A 20,640-nucleotide genomic window follows, 5' to 3' on the forward strand; every position below is an offset into this window, starting at 1 on the left:
CATGCAACCCTACCTGATCCCCCAGCCGGGTATTCGCGTCAGCCTCAGCGAGCTGATCGAGATGCGTCATCGGGTACGGGAAGTACAACTGTTCTCCACCCCGAGCCAGCGCAGCCCCTTGATCGGCCTGCACCATTCAAAGCTGCGCGGTCGTGGCGTGGATTTCGATCAGGTGCGGGTCTATCAGGCCGGTGACGACGTGCGCAGCATCGACTGGCGCGTGACCGCACGCACCCAGGAGCCGCACACCAAGCTGTTCCATGAGGAGCGCGAGCGGCCGATTTTCATTCTGGTGGAACAGAGCCGCCGGCTGTTCTTCGGCTCCGGCCTGATGTTCAAATCGGTACTGGCGGCCCAGGCGGCCGCGCTGATCGGCTGGGCCGCTCTGGAGCACAACGACAGGGTCGGCGGGCTGGTGTTCGGCGATAACGAGCACTACGAGATCAAGCCACGACGCAGCAAGCAAAGCCTGCTGCAGTTGCTCAACCGGCTGGTGCGGGTCAATCAGTCATTGCACACTGAAATCCCGGCAGACCGCGATGCGTTCGGCACTGCACTGCGTCGCGCCCGGGAAGTGCTGCGCCCGGGCAGCCTGGTCATCGTCCTGTGCGACGAGCGTGCGTTGTCCGATGCCGCCGAACAACAGTTGAGCCTGTTGTCACGCCACAGCGACCTGCTGTTGCTGCCGCTGTCCGACCCGTTGGACCGAGCCCTGCCTGCTGCCGGCTTGTTGCGCTTTGCCGAGCGCGGCGCGCAGCTGGAGCTCGACACCCTCAACCCCGAACTGCGCCGCGCCTACCGGCAACAGGGCGAAGACCGCTCTGCGCGCTGGGAATTGCTGGCGCAGAAGCTGCGGGTGTTGCTGATGCCATTGAGTACCCAGGCGGAACTCGTCGAGCAACTGCGCGAATACCTCAATGCCCGGCGTCCGGTGAAACGCAAATGAATCCGCTGGATCAGCTGGAGCCGCTGATTGCCCCTCAGGCCGTCGGTTTGTGGCCGCTCGCGCCAGGGTGGTGGTTGCTGCTGTTGCTTATCCCTGCGGCGGGCTGGGGGCTGTGGCGTTTGCGTGGCTTGCTGCCGGTCAAGGCCCGCAAGGTTCGCAGCGAACAACCGCTGGACCCGGTGCGAATCGCCGCCCTGGCGGAACTCGCCAGCCTGCCCAAGCCCTACGATGGAGCACCGGCAGGTGCATGGCTGCAGCAGATCAACGGCTTGCTCAAACGCCTGTGCCGCAACCATTACCCGCACAGCCAGAGCCACACACTCAATGGCCGCAAGTGGCTGGCGTTCCTCGACAACCGCTGCCCGGCTGCAGGCCTGACACGCTGGATGATTCTGGTCGAAGGTGCCTACAAGCCCGAGTGCAAGCTGGACGACAAGGCCATAACCGGGCTGACCCAGGCGGTCGATACCTGGATCCGCAAACATGTTTGAGTTCGTCTGGCCCTGGGTGTTTGCCTTGCTGCCCCTGCCGTGGCTGCTGCGCGCCCTGCTGCCTGTGGCCGACAGCGGCGAGCCTGCGCTCAAGGTCAGCTTTCTCAGTGAACTCGAAGGGCTGAGCGGACGGCGCGCCAAGGCCAATCTACCGGTCTGGAGACAGCGTGCACCTGTGGTGCTGATCTGGCTGTTGCTGCTGATTGCTGCAGCGCGACCGCAATGGCTGGGCGAACCGCTACCGGTGGCTGCAAGTGGCCGCGATCTGCTGGTCGCGGTCGACGTGTCCGGCTCCATGGACTACCCCGACATGCAGTGGAAAAGCGATGAAGTCAGCCGACTGGTGTTGGTGCAGCAGTTACTCGGTGATTTTCTGGAGGGCCGCAAGGGAGACCGGGTCGGCCTGATTCTGTTCGGCTCTCAGGCGTTCGTACAGGCACCGCTCACCTACGACAGGCGCACCGTGCGGGTCTGGCTCGACGAGGCGAAGATCGGCATTGCGGGCAAGAATACCGCGCTGGGCGATGCCATCGGCCTGGCTCTGAAACGCTTGCGTCTGCGCCCGGCCACCAGCCGCGTACTGGTGCTGGTAACCGATGGTGCCAACAACGCCGGTCAGATCGATCCGATTACCGCCGCACGTCTGGCTGCTGAAGAAGGCGTGAAAATCTATCCCATCGGCATCGGCTCGGACCCCGACAAGGACGCGCTGCAGAGCGTGCTTGGCCTCAATCCGAGCCTTGATCTGGACGAGCCGACGCTCAAGGAGATCGCCAGTCTCAGCGGCGGTCAGTATTTCCGGGCGCGCGACGGCGACCAGCTGGAAAAAATCCGCGCCACCCTGGATGGCCTGGAACCGGTTGCGCAGCAGCCCACCCAGGCGCGTCCGGCGCAAACGCTTTATCAATGGCCGCTGGCGATAGCGCTGCTGCTGAGCGTGCTGCTGGTGCTGCGTGAACTGTGGCCGAACAACGCGCTGCAGCGCCTGCTGACTGTCATACGTTCCGTCAACTGGCGTGAGCGCATCCAGAGCCTGTGGAGGTCGCGATGATCGCCTCCCTGTGGCCGCACTGGTTTCGTCCGCAATGGCTGCTGATCTTGCCCTTGCTGGCGCTGCTGATCTGGCGACTCTGGCATCGGCAGAAACGCGCCGGACGCTGGCAAATGCTGCTGCCGACGCATTTTCATGCCGTGCTGCTCAACGGCGGACGCGGCAGCAACAGCAAACTGCCGTGGGTCGCACTCGGACTGGCCTGGCTGCTGGCACTTTTCGCATTGCTCGGCCCCAGCTGGCAGCGCGTCGAACAGATCAGCCAGAAGCCGGTCGACCCGCTGGTGGTGATACTCGAACTCACTCCGCAGATGCTCGCCACCGACACCCCGCCCACCCGTCTGGAACAAGCGCGACGCAAGCTGCTGGACCTGTTGCAAAAACGCAGCGATGCGCAGACCGCCATCGTTGTCTACGCGGGCAGCGCGCACACGCTGGTGCCACTGTCCGATGATCTGGTCACCAGCCATAACCTGCTGGAAGCCATCAGACCGTCGATCATGCCCATGACCGGCCAGCGTGCGGATCTGGCGGTCCAGAAAGCGCAACACCTGCTGCAACAGGGCGCACTGGGCCAGGGGCGGATTCTGCTGATCACCTCGTCGCTGAGCGAGCAGGAGCGCCAGGGCATCCGTGCCGCGTTGCGCGGGCCGTCACCGCCGTTGCTGATCCTCGGCATCGGCACCGCCGAAGGCGCGCCGGTCATGCAGGAAAACGGCAGCCTGCTCAAGGACGATCAAGGCGCGATTCTGGTACCGCGCCTGGACAGCAGCGGTCTCAACGACTTCGCCGATCAGGTCGGCGGCAGCTATCGTCAGGCACGAGGCGATGAAGAAGACTTGCGCAGCCTTGGCCTGCTGGACAGCCCTCAACACATGAGCAGCGACGGACAGATCGTGCAACTCGATACCTGGGCAGACCAGGGCCACTGGTTCCTGCTCCCGCTGTTGCTGATCGCCGCCGTGGCCGGTCGGCGCGGATGGCTGTTCTGTCTGCCGCTGCTGTTCATGTTTCCGCAGAACAGCCAGGCGTTCGAGTTTCAGGACCTGTGGCTGCGTCCCGATCAACAGGGCCAGCGCCTGCTGGAGCAGCATCGACCGGCAGAGGCCGCGCTACGCTTCGAAGACCCGCGCTGGAAAGGCGTGGCGTTTTACCAGGCCGAAGACTACGTCAGCGCCGCCCGGCAGTTTGCCGAAGGCAACAGCGCCGCCGACCACTACAATCGCGGCAACGCCCTGGCGCGCAGTGGCGAGTTGGCGGCGGCACTGGATGCCTATGAGCAGGCTCTGGACCGCCAGCCCGAGTTTCCCGCTGCACAGAACAACCGGGCGCTGGTGCAAAACCTGCTGGAGCAGGCCGATGCCCAGAAGCCTGCACAGGATGAGCAGAACAAGGCCGACCAGGGCGAAGAAGGTCAGCAAGCGTCGCAGGACCCCGGCAGCAGCGCATCGCCAGCCGATCAGAACCCGTCCCGATCGGATCAGCCCGGCACCAGCGAAAGCCTGCCTCCGGACGCCAGCGGTCAGGCCACCTCAGGCGAATCGATGGACGACGAGCCAACCACCCGTCCGCCGCTCCAGAACGCCGACAGCCCTATCACAGGCGAACGGCGTCAGGAGCTGGAACAGTGGCTGAGACAGATTCCGGATGATCCGGGCGAACTGTTACGGCGCAAATTTCGCTACGAACAGCAACATCAGGAAAAAACCCGATGAGTCGCGTGTACACCCTATTGATCGGCCTGCTGCTGAGCCTGATCAGCTTGTCGCTGCAGGCTGCGCAACTGACCGCCAGCGTTGATCGCACGCGCCTGAACGCGGGCGAAACCGTCGAGCTGACGCTGGAAACCGACGATGTGACCCAGTTCGGCAAGCCGGACATGAGCGCTCTGGAGAGCAGCTTCGAGGTGCGCGACACGCGTCAGCTCAACAGCCTGAAAACGCTGGATGGCAGCAGCCAGGCCACCACTCGCTGGATCGTTACCCTGCTGCCTCGCGAAACCGGAAGCGTGTTGATTCCGTCGCTGCAACTGGGCGAGCTGAAAAGCCAGCCCCTCACGCTCCAGGTTCTGCAGAGCGAGCCTCAGGACCCAGGCAACCATCTGGCGTCCATCTTCATCGAAGCGAGCCTGGATCAGGACAGCGTGTATGTTCAGGCTCAGACGGTCCTGACACTGCGCGTCTACCACTCAGTGTCGCTGTTCGACGACAGCAGCCTGAGCCCTCTGCAAGTACCGGACGCAAGGGTCGAAAAGCTGGGCGATTCGCGCACTTACGAAAAACTGATCAACGGCGTGCGCCATGGCGTGATCGAGACACGCTACGCGATCTATCCGCAGCAGAGCGGCGTGTTGAAGATACCGGCGCAAGTGTTCAGTGCCACGCTGGTGCAGACGTCTGCCGAAGGTTCGCAGGGCCAGGAGGCCAATCCGTTCGGGCCGCAACCGGGACGATCGGTGCGGGTCAAATCCGCCGAGGTCCCGCTGACCGTCAAACCCAAACCCGCCGACTACCCGGCCGATGTCCCGTGGCTGCCCGCGCGCAGTATCAGCCTTGAAGAAAACTGGAGCCCGGAACCCGGCACCACTCAGGTCGGAGATTCACTGACCCGAACCCTCATACTCAAGGCCGAAGGGCTGGCTGGCGCGCAGTTGCCGCCGTTGCCGGCCACCGAAGTGCCTGGCCTGAGGCGTTACCCGGACCAGCCACAACTGCGCAACCTGCCCAGCGAACGCGGCCTGATCGGTACACGCGAAGAACGCGAGGCACTGGTGCCGGGCCGTGCCGGGGCAATCGACCTGCCTGCCGTCGAAGTGACCTGGTGGAATACCCGCGAAGATCATCTGGAACACACCAGCCTGGCTGCCCGCACCCTGAAGATCAGCAACAATCCCGGCCTGGCAGTGGACACACCGGTGAGCAACGATACGGGCGTGACCGTGATCGGCCCGCCGGTCTGGCCGTGGCAACTGAGTACCCTCTTGCTGGCCTGCACCACCTTTTACGGCTTCGCCCTGTGGTGGCGGGCCCGTGGACAGCCGGCAGTCGCCCGGACCGTGCAGACCGGGCCAAGCCCGCGTAGCGTACTGGACGACCTCAAGCGCGCCTGTCTGGCCAACGACCCTCAGGGCACCCGTCAGGCACTCGACGCCTGGGCACGCCAGCAGCCGGAAACCCTGGCTGAAATGGCAGCGCGTTTCGTACCGCTGTCAGATGCGCTGGATGGTCTGAACGGCGCGCTGTACAGCGAAACCGGCAAGCTGTGGCTGGGGGAAGACCTCTGGCGCGCCGTGCGCAAGTTGCCCGCCGCCGAACATATTCAGGACCCGGCAGGTGATGCCGGGTTGCCGCCGCTGTATCCCAAGTGAGGATACGGCTCCGGCAACACCTCTACACGACAAGGTAAACCAATGCGTCTGTTTCACACCTCTGACTGGCATCTGGGTCAGAACCTGCATGGTCAGGAAAGGGATTTCGAACACGCCTGCTTTCTGACCTGGCTGCTGGCCCGTCTGGCCGAACGAAAACCTGATGTCCTGTTGATTGCGGGCGACATATTCGACACGGTCAACCCGCCGGTCAAAGCGCAGGAACGCCTGTACGACTTCATCGTCAACGCCCACGAGCGGCAGCCGCTGCTGACCATCGTGATGATCGCGGGCAATCATGACTCCGGCTCGCGTATCGAGCTGCCCGCGCCGCTGATGCGCCGTTTGCGTACCCACGCCCTGGGCAGAGTGATGTGGCTGGACGATGGCGTGCTGGATGCCGAACGTCTGCTGCTGCCGTTGCCAGACGCCGAAGGGCATATCAAAGCCTGGTGCCTGGCGCTACCCTTCCTGCGCCCCGCCGAAGTCACCGGCCCGACGCTTGGGGATGACTACCTGCGCGGAATCGGTCGAGTGCATGAGCTGCTGATCGAGGCAGCCAACCGCAAACGCCAGCCAGGTCAGGCTTTGATCGCCATCAGCCACGCCCACATGGCAGGCGGATCGGTCTCGGAAGACTCCGAGCGCAGCCTGATCATCGGCAATGCCGAAGCGTTGCCTGCCAGCCTGTTCGGGCCGAGCATCACCTATGTCGCGCTTGGCCACCTGCACAAACCGCAGCGGGTCAACGGTGAGGAGCGCATTCGCTACAGCGGTTCGCCGATTCCACTGTCATTTTCGGAAATCGGCTACCAGCACCAGATTCTCGAGATCAACTGCGACGGCGAAACGCTGACCAGCGTCGAGCCTTGCCTGATCCCCCGCGCTGTGAACCTGCAACGCCTGGGGCCTGCACCGTTGGCCGACTTGCTGGTGCAGCTCAAGGCATTGCCGGACATCGACTTGCTCGCCGACCCGGATCGTCAGCCCTGGCTGGAAGTCCGTGTGCGCCTGGATGAGCCACAACCGGATCTGCGCAACCAGATCGAGGCTGCGTTGCAAGGCAAAGCCGTGCGGCTGGTGCGCATCGGTGCCGAATATGCCGGCAAAGGCAGTGCCGACGGCAACGAGGGTGAGGCCGGGCTGATCGAACTGGACCAGCTTACGCCTCAGGAATTGTTCAGCCGTGCCTGGCAGGACAACTTCGGCAGCGAGGTCGACGAACAGACGCTGACCGATTTCGCCACGCTGCTGCGTGAAGTCCAGCAGGAGAGCGAACAACCATGAAAATTCTTGCCATTCGCCTGAAAAACCTCGCCTCGCTGGCCGGACCGTTTGAAATTGATTTCACTGCCGAGCCGCTGGCCAGCGCCGGACTGTTCGCAATCACCGGCCCGACCGGCGCAGGCAAAAGCACCCTGCTCGATGCCTTGTGCCTGGCGCTGTTCGGAGCGATTCCGCGGTTGAGCAATATCGGTCAGTCCAAGGTCCCGGACATCGACGGCGACATCACCACCAGCGACCCGCGCACGCTGTTGCGCCGTGGCACCGGCAGCGGTTACGCCGAGGTAGACTTCATCGGCATCGATCAGCGGCGTTATCGCGCCCGTTGGGAAACCAACCGCGCGCGCGACAACGCGACCAAAAAACTGCAGGCCAGCCGCCAGACCCTGACCGATCTGGACAGCGAGCAGGTGCTCAGCAATCAGAGCAAGCGTGAATTCGAGCAACTGGTCGAAAGCCGCCTGGGTCTTAACTTCGAGCAGTTCACCCGTGCCGTGATGCTCGCCCAGAGCGAGTTCAGCGCCTTCCTCAAGGCCGACGACAAGGAACGCAGCGAACTGCTGGAAAAACTGACCAACACTGCCATCTACAGCCAGCTCGGACGGCGCGCCTACAGCAAGAGCAAAGAAGCTGAAGACGCCCTGAAAACCCTGACCGCGCAGGCCAGCAACATCATCCCGCTGGCCCCGGAGCTGCTGGCCGAACTCGAGCAGCGCCTAAGTGATGCGCAGCAGCAGCTCAAGGCCCGTCAGGCGCAGCAACGGCGACTGGAAATCAAACAGCAGTGGCTGATCGAACTGCATCGCTTGCGTGACGAACAGCTCGCTGCTCAAGAAGCGCTCAGCGCAGCCCAACAGAGGTGGGACGATCAGAGCGAGGCACGTCAGACCCTCGGTCAGCTGGAACGCCTGGGGCCACAACGCCATCGGTTCGCACGCAGGGACACGCTGAACGCCCAGCTCAACCCGCTGGCAGAACAGATTCGCCAGCATCGGCAACAGCAGACTTCGTTACAAGATCAGCAGCAACAACTGGAAACCCGCCGTACTCAGGCGCAGACCAGCCTGCTCGACGCCCAGCAAGCCCACAGCGGCGCAAAACCGCTGTTGCAGCAGGCTTTTGACGTACAGAACACCCTAAACCACCTGGCCCGGGAGCTGGCCAAAGCGTCCGACCTGCACCAGCAAAGCGGGCAGCTCTGCGCTCAGGGCCACGCCAGCCTGCAAACCCTGCTCGACCAGCAGCAACAGGTGACCATACGCCTTGAGCGCATTGCCGAACAATTGCAGCGCAGTGACGACCTGGCACCGCTGGCCCAGACCTGGAGCGCATGGCGTGACCGGCTGAAATCCCTGACCCTGATCGCCAATCGCCTCAAGCACGGGCAGAGTGAACTGCCCGCGCTCCAGCAACGTGCCAGTGCTGCCGAGCAACAATTGACCGAACAGCGTAACGCTCTGGAACTGCTGTACCGCGAAGCCGACTGCGAAGTGGAGGCCGTGACCGAGCAGGTGCAGATTCTCGGCAGTCTGTTGCAGGACAACCGCAAGCAACAACGCGCCTTCGAAGAGCTGGCCCGTCTGTGGGCCAGCCAGCAGGAGGTCGACCGGCAGCTTGCCGATCTGGCGCAGCAGCAACAAGGCGCTCAGCAGCAACGCGAACAACTCAATAGCGAAGGCATTCGCGTTCGTGACGAACTGACCGTTGCCGAGCAGACCCTGACCGTCACCCGACAACTGCTGGAGCGTCAGCGTCTGGCCCGCAGCGCCAGCGTCGAGGAATTGAGTGTCCAGTTGCAGGACGACCAGCCCTGCCCGGTCTGCGGCAGCCTCGAACATCCCTGGCATCAGCCGGAAGCGTTATTGCAAAGCCTCACACAGCACGACGACAACGAGCAGGCCAGCGCGCAGAAAGCGGTGGACCATCTGACCGAACAGCGCAATCAATTGCGCGAACAGGTTGGCGGCGTGATCGCCCGCCAGAAAGAGCTGCTTCGCCAGCACGAGCAGCTTACCCAGCGTCATCAAGCCCTGGCCCCGGACCTCGCATCTCACCCCCTTGCCGCTCAATTGCTCGACCGCGACACCGGCAAGCGTGACGGCTGGCTGAGCCAGCAGTTGAGTCAACTGAACCAGGTCATTACCCGTGACGAGCAACGCCAGGAAGCCTTGCTGACCTTGCAGAAAGACGCTGCCCGCCTGCAACAGCAACTTCAGGCAGCGAGTGAAGCCAGCCAGACCGCTGCGGGCCATGTTACCGAGCAGCTAAAGCAACTGAAGGCCGACGAGCAGCGGCTGGAAGAAGAACTGACGGCATTCACGCCACTGGTATCACCCCAGGTGCTTGAAGGGCTGCGCAGTGACGCATCGGCGACGGTGATGCAGCTTGAGCAGCAGGTGACCCAGCGTCTCGATCAACTGGAGCAGCAACACGAAGAGCAGCAGGAACAAACCGAGCGCCAGCAGAAGATCGAGAAGCAGCAGGCGGAGCAGCAGACTCGCCTGCACCGCCAGACCGAACTGGCGCAAGAAGTCACCCGGCTCGACGAACAGCAGCAAGCCAGCCAGCAGACACTTGCCGGACTGCTCGGCGAGCACGCTACGGCGGAGCAATGGCAGCAGACCCTGGAGCAGACCACAGAGCAGGCCAGACAGGCTGAAAGCTCGGCGGCACAGGCTCTTCAGGATATCCATGACCAGTTGGTACAACGGGTTGCCGAACTCAAGTCAGGGCAGCAGCAACAACAGTCCTTGCAGCAGGAACTGGCTGAACTTGATGTACAGATCAGCGAATGGCGCGGCCAGCATCCAGAACTGGACGATGCGGCGCTCGACAGGTTGCTGACTTACGATGACGCGCATGTCGAGCAACTGCGCCTGCAACTCACTAGCACCGACAAAGCGCTGGAGCAGGCAAAAGTGTTGCTGCACGAACGCGATCAGCGCCTGCAACAGCACCAGGCTCAACACGCTGATGAAGGCGACAGTGCGCAAATGACAGCCGCGCTGCAACAGGCTAATGAACAGTCGGCACTCGGCGAACAGCATTGCGCCGATCTACGCGCAGAGCTCAGCGAGGATCAGCGCCGCCGCAACGCCAACAGCGAGTTGCAGGCGCGCATCGCCGAAGCCAACGGCGAATACCTGCGCTGGGCGCGTCTGGCGTCGCTGATCGGCTCGGCTGAAGGTGACAGGTTCCGCAAGATCGCCCAGGCCTACAACCTCGACCTGCTGGTTCATCACGCCAACGCCCAACTCCGCCAACTGGTGCGCCGCTACCGCCTGAAACGCGGCGGCAGCGTGCTCGGCCTGCTGGTCATGGACACCGAAATGGGCGACGAACTGCGTTCGGTTCACTCGCTGTCCGGCGGGGAAACCTTCCTTGTCTCGCTGGCACTGGCGCTGGGCCTCGCCTCGATGGCTTCCAGCACCTTGCGCATCGAGTCACTGTTCATCGACGAAGGTTTCGGCAGCCTCGACCCCGAGTCACTGCAACTGGCAATGGACGCACTGGACGGCTTGCAGGCGCAGGGCCGCAAGGTCGGCGTGATCTCACACGTACAGGAAATGCATGAGCGGATCCCGGTGCAGATCAAGGTGCGTCGTCAGGGCAATGGGTTGAGCACAATCGAGGTGGGTAGCTGAGAGACCTGTGACGCTGAGTGTCACAAACGGCATTCCCCCGCTGGAGCGTGAGGACCGACAATCTCGACTATCGTGCGGCGCTCCGCGTCGCACGATAGTTCTGGACGCTCTGCGTCCTGTCTTGAATGCGCCACCGCCATCAGCGCTTTCGCGAACAGGCTCGCCTGACATTCCGTGCATGGTCTGCCGCGCAGTGGGCAGTAAGTCGCAGGGACCTGTGTGGGCGAACATGCTCGCGAAAGCGTGACGGCTAATGAATCATCGAGCGGACTTGTGATCCAGCGCTGCGTAGAAATTAGCGCTCTGTTGCAGGTATTTAGCGGTGTAGGTCTGAGTGGCGTGAGTTTTCTTGTCACTGACGTCGACACTGGCACTGGCCGGAAGCGCGACGCTCGCCGAGATAGCGGATGCAGCGATGATGGAGAAAAGATTGAAATTCATGTCGGTCACCCCTCTAGTCTGTCTGTACGCTGGTTTGATGCCTTGACCGTCTTGGCCGTGACTCAAACTTACGCCCGAGGGTGATTCAGCAGAAATCTTTTGTAGCACTAACCCATATCATCAAGAATGATAACGGCCCCAGCCCTTGTATCGTGCGGGCTGGAGCCGAAGCGGATTACTTGTCCGTCAGAAAACGCAGGTAGGAAGGTGCATCTGCATCGAATTTCTGTACCGTTTCACCGATCTTGCCGCTCTGCGGATCACGGCGTACGGTCACGATCTGGTTGCTCTTCTGATTGGCGAACAGCATGAACTTGCCGGTCGGATCGAAAGCGAACTCGCGTGGTTCCTTGCCTTCCAGGGAGCGACGCTGAATTTCTTCAAGCTTGCCGCTGGCCTGATCGATGCGGAATACCACGACCTGATTCGCGTCACCGCGATTGGTCACGTACAAAAACTTGCCATCGGGTGAGGTGTGCAAGGCGCCTCCACCGTTTTTCTCCTCCACACCCTTGTTCTTCATATCAACCAGTTGGGTCTGCTTGAAGACGCCGTCGTGGTAGTCAAACACTGCGACCTGCGCGGTCATTTCCAGCACCAGCCAGGCATGCTTGCCATCACCACTGAACAGCGTATGACGTGGCCCGCTACCGCCAGGCAACTGCACGGTCGGTTCCTTGGCTGGCCGCAATGGCTTGGCCTGGCTGGCGTCGTACTGATAAACAAACAGCTTGTCAGCGCCCAGATCGGCCGTCACCACGTACTTGTCATCCGGGGTCGGCACGGCCAGATGCACATGTGACGACATCTGCCGCTCGCTGTTGACCTTGCTTCCAGGACCCAGCGGCAGCACCTGAACAGCCTCGCTCAACTGACCGTCCTTGCCCACCGGCACCACGGTCAGCGCGCCGCCCGGGTCCGGGTTTACGGCGTAATTGGCCACGAACAGGTAGCGACCGTCGTAGCTCAGGCTGGAGTGCGTCGGTTCTTCACCGCGGCTTTGAACCTGATTGATCGGCGTGATCTGACGGGTTTTCGGGTCGATTGCAAAGCTGCTGACCTTACCCACCACGTCTTTTTGTCCGGGACCGTTTTCATTGACCGCGAACAGGTAGCGCTGGTCTCTGGAGACAGTCAGCCACGACGGGTTTTCGGCTTTGACCACTTGCAGTGGCTTGGCATCGATCATCCCGGTTTCGCTGTTGAAGGCAAAACGGTAGATCCCTTCACTCTTTCCTTGTGTGTAGGAACCCATCAGCAATTCAGTGTCGGGCATGGTCTGGGCCTGCACGGTAAAGGCGCTCATGGCACTGGCAATCGCCAGCCATGGCAGAAGTTTATGGGGCATGGGGGCATCCCTTTTTGTCGAAATTATTGATGCCTGTTACGGCACTGTCGGGTCTATGACAGCGCCAGCCCGCATTTACTCACTCGTCCCCGGAATCATCTTCATCAGAAGGGGTGAAAGCGTCCAGGCAGATGATCCGGTGATCGGCGTTACCGTCATTGATCACCCAGCTTTGCAGCGATTCATCGAAGGTTGCAGCGTCGACTTGCGTTCTGGTGAAGCGCCATACCTTGCGCTCGCGGCCGTCCATGCATTCGATGTTCAGTTCATCGCCCAGAGAAAAGTCCCAGGCGTGCAGACCGTCGATTTCCAGCATGGTGGTGGCTTCGAGGGCGGCGAGCAGTGTGATGGGCGTGGTGGTCATGAGATTTATCCGGCCAGCAAAAGCGCGAATGATAGGGCAAAAGGCAGGCGCAGATACACTGATCTGCGCTGTCAGACAACCAGGAGCGGACGCAGAGCGCCCAGAAAGGCATGCCAACGCAGAGCGCCGGCACGATGAGCAATCAAACAGGTACTGCGCGCCGGCTCTCAGAGCTTGCCGATGCCGCCCGGCTGAAATACTGGCTCACTCGGTGCCAGACCGTTGACCAGCGGCTGGCCGAACTCGGCCTGGCTGACCTCGAAGCGATCCCCCGGCTGAGTGCGCACGCCGTCGGCAAACGACAGGGTCGCGGTGCCGAAAAAGTGCACATGCACATCACCGGGCCTGAGGAACTGGGCGTATTTGAAATGGTGATATTCAAGGTTTTCCAGGCTGTGGCACATATTGGCCTCGCCGCTTAGGAACTCTTTCTCCCACAGCACTTGTCCGTCGCGCCAGATCCGGCTGGTGCCCGTCAGGCTCTGGGGCAGCTCGCCAACGCGCAGCTCCGGCCCGAATGAACAGGCGCGCAGTTTCGAATGCGCCAGATACAGATAATTGCGACGCTCCATGACGTGGTCGGAATACTCGTTGCCGATGGCGAAGCCCAGCCGGTAAGGCTTGCGGTCATGACCGATCACGTACAGGCCACTCAGCTCCGGCTCTTCCCCGCCGTCCTCGGCAAAGGGTGGCAATGAAAACGAATGCCCCGGCCGCACGACAATGCTGCCGTCACCTTTGTAGAACCATTCCGGCTGAACACCCGCCTGCCCCGCCGCTGGCTTGCCGCCTTCCACGCCCCATTTGAAGATGCGCATGGTGTCGGTCATCGTGGCTTCGTCGCCGGACTGCTGGTGCATCTTGTCGCGCGCCGACGCGCTGCCCAGATGCGTCAGCCCAGTACCGCTGACCAGCAAATGCGCCGGGTCAGGATGGTCGAGCGGCGGCAGAATCCGCAGTTCTCTCAGCAGTTGCGGGTAATCGTGGGTCTCGCCCACGCCACGCTGTTCGACCTGACGCGCCAGCACAGAACCTGCCTCGATAGCCGCCAGAGCCAGCTCGCGAACACTCTCGACACCCAGTACCTCACGTACCTGATCACCGTCGACCAGCCCGACCCGGCGCTGACCATCACTCAATTCAAATTGCACTAACCGCATGAAATGCTCCTTACACAATCATTGAAAACGCCCAGGTCGACCGCTTCTTGCCGCTTCGCTTATAGCGTGCGGCTGTTCACCTGGCACTCGCCGCGAACTCGTCTGCCGGCAGCACATGCTTGCGCTCCAGCACGTGATAAACGATCCCGGTCAGCAGCAGCCCGAACACCATCACGCCTGACAGGAAGTACAGGCCCGACGCCAGACTGCCGGTGATTTCCTTCAGCGCACCGATCACGAACGGGCCGATGTAGCCGCCCAGATTGCCGACCGAATTGATCAGCGCGATACCGGCTGCAGCACTGGCACCGGCGAAGAACCGCCCCGGCAAGGTCCAGAACACCGCCGTGCAAGAGAACAGCGCAAAGGCCACGACACACAGCGCAGCCAGTTGCGCCACCGGCATGGTCAGCCAGGCACTGCAGAACAGGCCGATGGCCCCCAGCACATACAGCACCGCCAGGTGCCCGTAACGGTCATTGAGCCGGTCGGAACTGCGCGGCACGATCAGCAGGCCAATGATGCCGAAGATGTAGGGCACCGAAGATACGAAGCCTGTCGTCAGGTCACTGCCACCAAACTGTTTGATCAGCGTTGGCAACCACAGGCCCAGACCGTAGATGCTCAACGTCACCGGCAGATAGAAAAGCGCCAGCAGCAGCACACGCTTGTCCTTCAAGGCGTGCAACGGATTGCCGTGGCGAGTCTGACCGTATTCTTCCAGGTCCTTTTTCAGTTCGCCGGTCAGCCAGTCTTTCTCGGTCTGATCCATCCACTTGACCTGCTGCGGACCATCCGGCAGCCAGCGCAGCACTGGCCAGGTGAGCAGAATCGCCGGAGTACCGATCACGATGAACAGCCACTGCCAGCCATGCAGACCGAATATGCCGTCCATCCCCAGCAAACCACCGGATACGGGACCGGTGATCATCATGGCAATGGGTTGCGACAGAATGAAAAGGCCGAGGATCTTGCCGCGATGGCGCACCGGAAACCACTGGGTGATGTAGTACAGCACTCCGGGAAAGAAGCCCGCTTCGGCCGCCCCCAACAAAAAGCGCATCACATAGAAACTGTGAGGCCCCTGCACGAAGGCCATGCCAATGGTGATTGCGCCCCAGGTGATCATGATTCGCGCGAACCAGCGGCGCGCGCCGAAACGCTCGAGCATCAGATTGCTGGGGATTTCAAGCAGGAAGTAGCCGATGAAGAACAGCCCGGCACCCAGCCCGTAGGCAGCATCGCCGATACCAATGTCTGCGCCCATGTGCAGCTTGGCGAAGCCCACGGCAGAGCGGTCCACATAGGCGATCAAGTACAGCAGGATAAGGAAAGGAATCAGTTTGAACGTGATGCGGCGTATAAGCCGCAGTTCCTGGCTCATGTAGGCGGTCTCCCATTGTTTTTGTTATGGAACCTGCGGGGATCGCCTCTGTGCCTGGAGGCTGAATGAAGCTGCACATGCGCCAGGATGATCCCTCGTCTGCAATCGACTATATAGTAATACTATTTGAACTGACAACTCTTCCAATACGCGTTTTTTAGGCTTACCTTAGCCAGCAGCATCGCCATTAAGTCTTACAATAAGAGAAAGAGAGCCGATCATGTCTGACTCCGATAAAAAACCGACCCTCCGTTCTGCCCAGTGGTTTGGCACCGCCGACAAGAATGGCTTCATGTACCGTAGCTGGATGAAGAACCAGGGCATTGCCGACCATCAGTTTCAGGGCAAGCCGATAATCGGTATTTGCAACACCTGGTCGGAGCTGACCCCCTGCAATGCGCATTTCCGGCAGATCGCCGAGCACGTCAAGCGTGGCGTGATCGAAGCCGGTGGCTGGCCGGTGGAGTTCCCGGTGTTTTCCAATGGCGAATCCAACCTGCGCCCGACGGCCATGTTTACCCGTAACCTGGCGAGCATGGACGTCGAAGAAGCGATTCGCGGCAACCCTATCGATGGCGTCGTTCTGCTGACCGGTTGCGACAAAACCACGCCTGCCCTGTTGATGGGTGCTGCCAGTTGTGACATCCCTGCCATCGTCGTGACCGGTGGACCGATGCTCAACGGCAAGCATCAGGGCAAGGACATTGGTGCCGGAACCATCGTCTGGCAGATGCATGAGTCGTACAAGGCCGGGACCATCAGCCTGGATGAGTTTCTGTCCGCCGAAGCCGGCATGTCGCGCTCGGCAGGCACCTGCAACACCATGGGCACGGCCTCGACCATGGCCTGCATGGCCGAAGCGCTGGGTACTTCATTGCCGCATAACGCCGCCATTCCTGCTGTGGATTCGCGCCGTTACGTGCTGGCGCACATGTCCGGCATGCGTGCGGTGGACATGGTCCGCGAAGACCTGCGCCTGTCGAAGATTCTTACCAAGGCGGCGTTCGAAAATGCGATCCGGGTCAACGCGGCCATCGGCGGCTCGACCAACGCCGTTATCCACTTGAAAGCCATTGCCGGACGCATCGGCGTCGATCTGGATCTGGATGACTGGTCACGGATGGGCCGTGGCATGCCGACCATCGTTGACCTGCAACCTTCCGGACGCTTCCTGATGGAAGAGTTCTACTACGCCGGTGGTCTGCCTGCCGTCCTGCGGCGCATGAACGAAGCCAACCTGCTGCCCAACCCCGACGCACTGACCGTGAACGGCAAAAGCATCGGCGAAAATACCTGCAATTCACCGATCTATGGCGAGGATCAGGTGATTCGTGCGCTGGACAACCCGATTCGCGCCGACGGCGGCATCTGTGTCCTGCGCGGCAACCTCGCGCCACTTGGCGCTGTCCTCAAGCCTTCGGCTGCCACACCGGCATTGATGCAGCACCGTGGCCGTGCGGTGGTGTTCGAGAATTTCGAGATGTACAAAGCGCGGATCAACGATCCGGATCTGGACATCGACGCCACATCGGTAATGGTCCTCAAGAACTGCGGACCCAAGGGTTATCCGGGTATGGCCGAGGTTGGCAACATGGGTCTGCCGGCCAAACTGCTCGCTCAGGGCGTCACTGACATGGTGCGTATTTCTGATGCGCGCATGAGCGGCACGGCTTACGGCACGGTGGTTCTGCATGTGGCACCGGAAGCCGCAGCGGGTGGCCCGCTGGCCGTGGTTCAGGAAGGCGACTGGATCGAACTCGACTGTGCCGGCGGCCGCTTGCATCTGGACATCCCGGAAGCCGAACTGGCTGCGCGCCTCGCCGATTGGCAGGCCCCGCCACAATTGTTGCTGGGCGGCTATCGTCAACTGTACGTGGACCGGGTGATGCAGGCCGATCAGGGCTGCGATTTCGATTTCCTGGTCGGCTGCAGGGGTTCCGAAGTGCCACGCCACTCGCATTGAACGAAACGGCGGTCGCCTGACGCAGGTGGCCGCCGCAACCGTTTCGCGATGGTATGATGCCCAGCAATCACCGCCAGGACCGAATTGCGTTCTCATGGATTACCGAAAGCCTTCCGACCGTAAAAGCATGCACGCGCGCATTGTCCAGGAACTGGGCATGCAGATCGTATCCGGGCGTTTCAAGCCTGACGAAAAACTGCCTGCCGAAGCGCTGCTCTGCGAAGAGTATGCCGTCAGCCGTCCAGTGCTGCGTGAAGCCACACGGGTTCTGGTCGCCAAGGGGCTGGTTTACTCGCGTCCACGCGTCGGCACAGTGGTCAAGGCCCGACGCGAATGGCACCTGCTGGACCCGGATGTGCTGCATTGGGTCATGCAAAGCTCGCCACAGAATGAATTCTTCAACCTGCTGACCAGCGTGCGCGCAGTCATAGAGCCTGCGGTCGCAGCCTTGGCCGCGCAACATGCCACGGACGCAGAAATCGAGTCGATCCACGAAGCCTACCTGCGCATGGAAGCCGCACCGACGCCGGAAGACCTGCTGCAACCCGATCTCGACTTCCACAGCCGCATCGCCGACGCCACCCACAACGACCTGCTGGCACACTTGTGCAACATGCTCTCACTGGCGTTGCGCGAAGCGCTCAAATACTCCAACAAACGCCCCAATCTGCACGAACTGGCCATGCCCCGCCACAAAGCCATCCTCACCGCCATCCAGAACCGCGACGCACTGGGCGCACGCCATGCTTCGCTGGTGCAACTGGACGATGCGCGCAATGCGCTGAGTGTGGTGCTGGGGGGCGGTTGATCGACAGGTTCGACTGAATCGATAACCTTCAGGCCTGTCTACTCGCTGTGTTTATCAATCAGGCATCGCGAACCCTGACAATTGCTGAAACCCGACGCTTACTTGATATTTCCGTGGGAAATATCCAGCCCATTCGTAAGATATTTATTAGCCCGGCGTAAGCTCAGTCCCTAATCACTCCAGATAGCGATCTGCTATTTGCGAACATATAAAGTAATGATATCTCTCCCTGCACATTAATTAACACACCGCGCCTGTTCATACACGTCGATTAAACCTGTCGGACGTGAGGAATTCGTGCAACTGATAACAGTGTGCAGGGAGCATTGCATGAAACTTCTGGCCATCGTTCAGGGCGATACCACAGACCACGGAGGGTCTGTTATCAATGGCGATCAAACAAAGCTTATCAATGGTTTCCCCGTAGCGCACAGAGGCGGTGAAGTCATCTGTCCGCTGCATGGTGCCAGCAAAATCATCGGCGAAGAAAACAACTTCCATCTCGAAGGAAACATCATCGCACTGGAACGCGATCTGACCAGTTGTGGGGCTCGGTTGATATCCAGGCAACAAAACTTCTTTTGGATCGAAAGGCGGTCCAGTGCTGTGGGGGCTGCGCCCGACAGTTCGGCCGGCCTTCATCAGGAGGTGGCCAGCGACGAAGGTGGGGTGCACGGCTGCGTACAGGCCATTGATTCGTTGCTGAGCCCGCAGAACTCAATGGCATGCGACGAACGTTTTCGTCTGTTCAACCAACAGCGTTCCAGCCTTGGCCATCTGGGCTATGTGGTGATGCAAGACCAACGCTGCACTGCCTTCGGCGCGCTTGACCTGCAAGGCTACAGCCGCAGCCATACAAGCCCCGCGGTCACCGCTCTACAACTCGCAACCACCGCCCCTTGGCCGGTCATGGAGTAACCCCGATGTCCCTGAACGATTTCCAACGCACCAACGCCTTGGGCCCCGACACCTTCTACGCCTTGCCGCAAGGAGCATCACATACCTACGCCCCGACAGACACCCCGGCCAAAGAAGTCATTATCCAAAGCCTGGCCCTCTCCCGCATCCCCGGAGCCATGCGCAACATGGGTTGGAACACCGCAGCGGCGCTGATGCAGCGATGGTTTGACAGTCCAGCGTGGGAGATGCCGGAGGAGTGGAAGGAGCGAGAAACGCAGCCTGACCCAATGAGCCTGTCTCCCGCGCAGTGCGATGAAAGCATCGTGAAGATGGAATGGGCAATGCAGTTTGAGCGATGCAGGCAGGCTGTTGAAGTGGCTGAGTCAAGATTGAATACAGCTAACGCCGTCAATCGACTGAAAGAACTGCTAAAAGAAGCTGGCTGGCGTGATCACATTGACTGCCAACTGGGTTCAAACACGATGTCCGCCAGACAAATGGACGCTTGTTCTCAAGTAAACTTCGCTAAATTCGGTAGTGCATGGAGCACGCTGGATGATATGTACGGAGCATTAGGCTTTGCAACGATGAAAATTGGTGTAACAGGAAAAACCTTTAGCAAGGAAATTTCTGGCACCCAACATCGCCAGCATTACTTTCAAGTTGAGCAGGTAGGTCTTTATATCCGAGATCATTACGACTTCAATGGCATACAATACTTGGGCACATGGACAGAAGATCGCGTACTCACCAAATCGGAAACACTCATAACATTGCACCCTCAAGGAAACTTAATAATCAGATTGAAAGATGGGCCCTTTGCTGCAATAACAAACGCAAACTTTCGAAATTATCGTGTAGAAAAAATCAAAGGGGGCGACTTCATAATTTATTCGGACATCCTGTGGAAGAAATCCGATCAAATCATTGAGCTAGGGACATGGCTATGAAAAAATCATCTCGCACAATAGTATTTTTTTTGTCATACGTCATCATCGCAGGCGGTCTCTGGATAGCTTCTGAATGGTGGGAAAAAGGACTGGCTGAAAAATCGAGCGGCCCGCATATAAGTCCGGGCGGATGTTATCGGGTAGATATATTCAAACCATTTTGGGTCTTACCTATGATGTTTCATCGAGAATCCGATCCCAACGAAGATCGACCACCCACGTGGTTTCCCTGGTGGGGTTACCCAGCCTTTTTTCGACTTTATGATCACCGCACTGGCGTATTGATTTCAGAGACGAAGATTTACGATCTGGAATCAGCGGGCGATAAACTGTCGTGGGGAAGTGGATCGGGAGTGGTAATGTCCGGTTTGATCTTGATTGGCCCCAATCTCCCTGATTGCATGGGTGATCGCCCTACTCGCATGAACCCTCAATAACGAGGGCATCACGATGCTGGACATTTTTAACTGATCGTTCCAACGCTCCGCGTGGGAATGCCGTTCTGGACGCTCTGCGTCATGTGCCAAGTAAGCAGCGCG

At 60.4% G+C, this 20,640-nt stretch carries 17 protein-coding genes; 12 read left to right on the forward strand and 5 right to left on the reverse strand.

Translation table 11 applies throughout. The features are described from left to right. Nucleotide 1: 1 nt before the first annotated feature. Genes ALO80_RS15875 through ALO80_RS15905 form a run of 7 tightly spaced genes read left to right on the forward strand, consistent with a single transcriptional unit; the run spans nucleotide 2 to nucleotide 10,783 of the window. Nucleotides 2–946: a DUF58 domain-containing protein gene (locus tag ALO80_RS15875; protein WP_055005841.1), complete on the forward strand. Its 945-nt coding sequence runs from the start codon at nucleotides 2–4 to the stop codon at nucleotides 944–946. Next, nucleotides 943–1,437: a DUF4381 domain-containing protein gene (locus ALO80_RS15880; RefSeq protein WP_055009678.1), complete on the forward strand. Its 495-nt coding sequence runs from the start codon at nucleotides 943–945 to the stop codon at nucleotides 1,435–1,437. The genes ALO80_RS15875 and ALO80_RS15880 overlap by 4 nt, the downstream gene beginning before the upstream one ends. Next, nucleotides 1,430–2,488, forward strand: a complete 1,059-nt coding sequence (locus ALO80_RS15885) for a vWA domain-containing protein (protein WP_055009679.1) — start codon at nucleotides 1,430–1,432, stop codon at nucleotides 2,486–2,488. Before ALO80_RS15880 ends, ALO80_RS15885 begins: the two co-directional genes overlap by 8 nt. Next, nucleotides 2,485–4,203 carry a VWA domain-containing protein gene (locus ALO80_RS15890; protein WP_055009680.1) on the forward strand — a complete coding sequence of 573 codons (1,719 nt, stop codon included), beginning with the start codon at nucleotides 2,485–2,487 and terminating at the stop codon, nucleotides 4,201–4,203. Before ALO80_RS15885 ends, ALO80_RS15890 begins: the two co-directional genes overlap by 4 nt. After that, entirely contained in the window at nucleotides 4,200–5,855 is a 1,656-nt protein-coding gene (locus ALO80_RS15895; protein ID WP_055009681.1) for a BatD family protein, read from the forward strand. The genes ALO80_RS15890 and ALO80_RS15895 overlap by 4 nt, the downstream gene beginning before the upstream one ends. Before the next feature lie 42 nt (nucleotides 5,856–5,897). After that, complete coding sequence (locus ALO80_RS15900; RefSeq protein ID WP_055009682.1) at nucleotides 5,898–7,142, forward strand: exonuclease SbcCD subunit D C-terminal domain-containing protein; 1,245 nt, start codon at nucleotides 5,898–5,900, stop codon at nucleotides 7,140–7,142. Next, on the forward strand, nucleotides 7,139–10,783 hold the full coding sequence (locus ALO80_RS15905; RefSeq protein ID WP_055009683.1) for an AAA family ATPase: 3,645 nt from the start codon (nucleotides 7,139–7,141) through the stop codon (nucleotides 10,781–10,783). Before ALO80_RS15900 ends, ALO80_RS15905 begins: the two co-directional genes overlap by 4 nt. 258 nt (nucleotides 10,784–11,041) lie before the next feature. Here the strand turns inward: ALO80_RS15905 and ALO80_RS15910 are convergent, their stop codons facing one another. From ALO80_RS15910 to ALO80_RS15930, 5 genes are all read right to left on the reverse strand, one after another. Then, entirely contained in the window at nucleotides 11,042–11,224 is a 183-nt protein-coding gene (locus tag ALO80_RS15910; protein ID WP_055009684.1) for a hypothetical protein, read from the reverse strand. A gap of 175 nt (nucleotides 11,225–11,399) precedes the next feature. After that, nucleotides 11,400–12,572, reverse strand: a complete 1,173-nt coding sequence (locus ALO80_RS15915) for a lactonase family protein (RefSeq protein WP_055009685.1) — start codon at nucleotides 12,570–12,572, stop codon at nucleotides 11,400–11,402. A 79-nt stretch (nucleotides 12,573–12,651) separates the two neighbouring features. Then, complete coding sequence (locus ALO80_RS15920) at nucleotides 12,652–12,936, reverse strand: DUF5629 family protein (protein ID WP_054986982.1); 285 nt, start codon at nucleotides 12,934–12,936, stop codon at nucleotides 12,652–12,654. A 167-nt stretch (nucleotides 12,937–13,103) separates the two neighbouring features. Continuing rightward, complete coding sequence (gene araD1 / locus ALO80_RS15925; RefSeq protein ID WP_054986981.1) at nucleotides 13,104–14,096, reverse strand: AraD1 family protein; 993 nt, start codon at nucleotides 14,094–14,096, stop codon at nucleotides 13,104–13,106. A gap of 76 nt (nucleotides 14,097–14,172) precedes the next feature. Then, nucleotides 14,173–15,480, reverse strand: coding sequence for an MFS transporter (locus ALO80_RS15930; protein WP_055009686.1), 1,308 nt, complete (start codon nucleotides 15,478–15,480; stop codon nucleotides 14,173–14,175). A gap of 220 nt (nucleotides 15,481–15,700) precedes the next feature. Here ALO80_RS15930 and ALO80_RS15935 point away from each other — a divergent pair, with 220 nt between their 5' ends. The 5 genes from ALO80_RS15935 (at nucleotide 15,701) to ALO80_RS29670 (ending at nucleotide 20,538) form a co-directional block, all read left to right on the forward strand. Continuing rightward, the gene (locus ALO80_RS15935; protein ID WP_055009687.1) at nucleotides 15,701–17,443 is read left to right on the forward strand and encodes an IlvD/Edd family dehydratase; all 1,743 of its coding nucleotides are present in this window, start codon (nucleotides 15,701–15,703) and stop codon (nucleotides 17,441–17,443) included. Between the two features lie 94 nt (nucleotides 17,444–17,537). Next, nucleotides 17,538–18,251 carry a FadR/GntR family transcriptional regulator gene (locus tag ALO80_RS15940; RefSeq protein ID WP_002554489.1) on the forward strand — a complete coding sequence of 238 codons (714 nt, stop codon included), beginning with the start codon at nucleotides 17,538–17,540 and terminating at the stop codon, nucleotides 18,249–18,251. 330 nt (nucleotides 18,252–18,581) lie between these two features. Further along, on the forward strand, nucleotides 18,582–19,169 hold the full coding sequence (locus tag ALO80_RS15945; RefSeq protein ID WP_055009688.1) for a PAAR domain-containing protein: 588 nt from the start codon (nucleotides 18,582–18,584) through the stop codon (nucleotides 19,167–19,169). A gap of 5 nt (nucleotides 19,170–19,174) precedes the next feature. Continuing rightward, nucleotides 19,175–20,101, forward strand: coding sequence for a DUF6402 family protein (locus tag ALO80_RS15950; protein WP_055009689.1), 927 nt, complete (start codon nucleotides 19,175–19,177; stop codon nucleotides 20,099–20,101). Continuing rightward, nucleotides 20,098–20,538 carry a hypothetical protein gene (locus ALO80_RS29670; RefSeq protein ID WP_162491450.1) on the forward strand — a complete coding sequence of 147 codons (441 nt, stop codon included), beginning with the start codon at nucleotides 20,098–20,100 and terminating at the stop codon, nucleotides 20,536–20,538. The genes ALO80_RS15950 and ALO80_RS29670 overlap by 4 nt, the downstream gene beginning before the upstream one ends. Nucleotides 20,539–20,640: the final 102 nt, after the last annotated feature.

It is taken from the genome of Pseudomonas caricapapayae (assembly GCF_001400735.1).
In the GTDB taxonomy this organism is placed as follows: domain Bacteria; phylum Pseudomonadota; class Gammaproteobacteria; order Pseudomonadales; family Pseudomonadaceae; genus Aquipseudomonas; species Aquipseudomonas caricapapayae.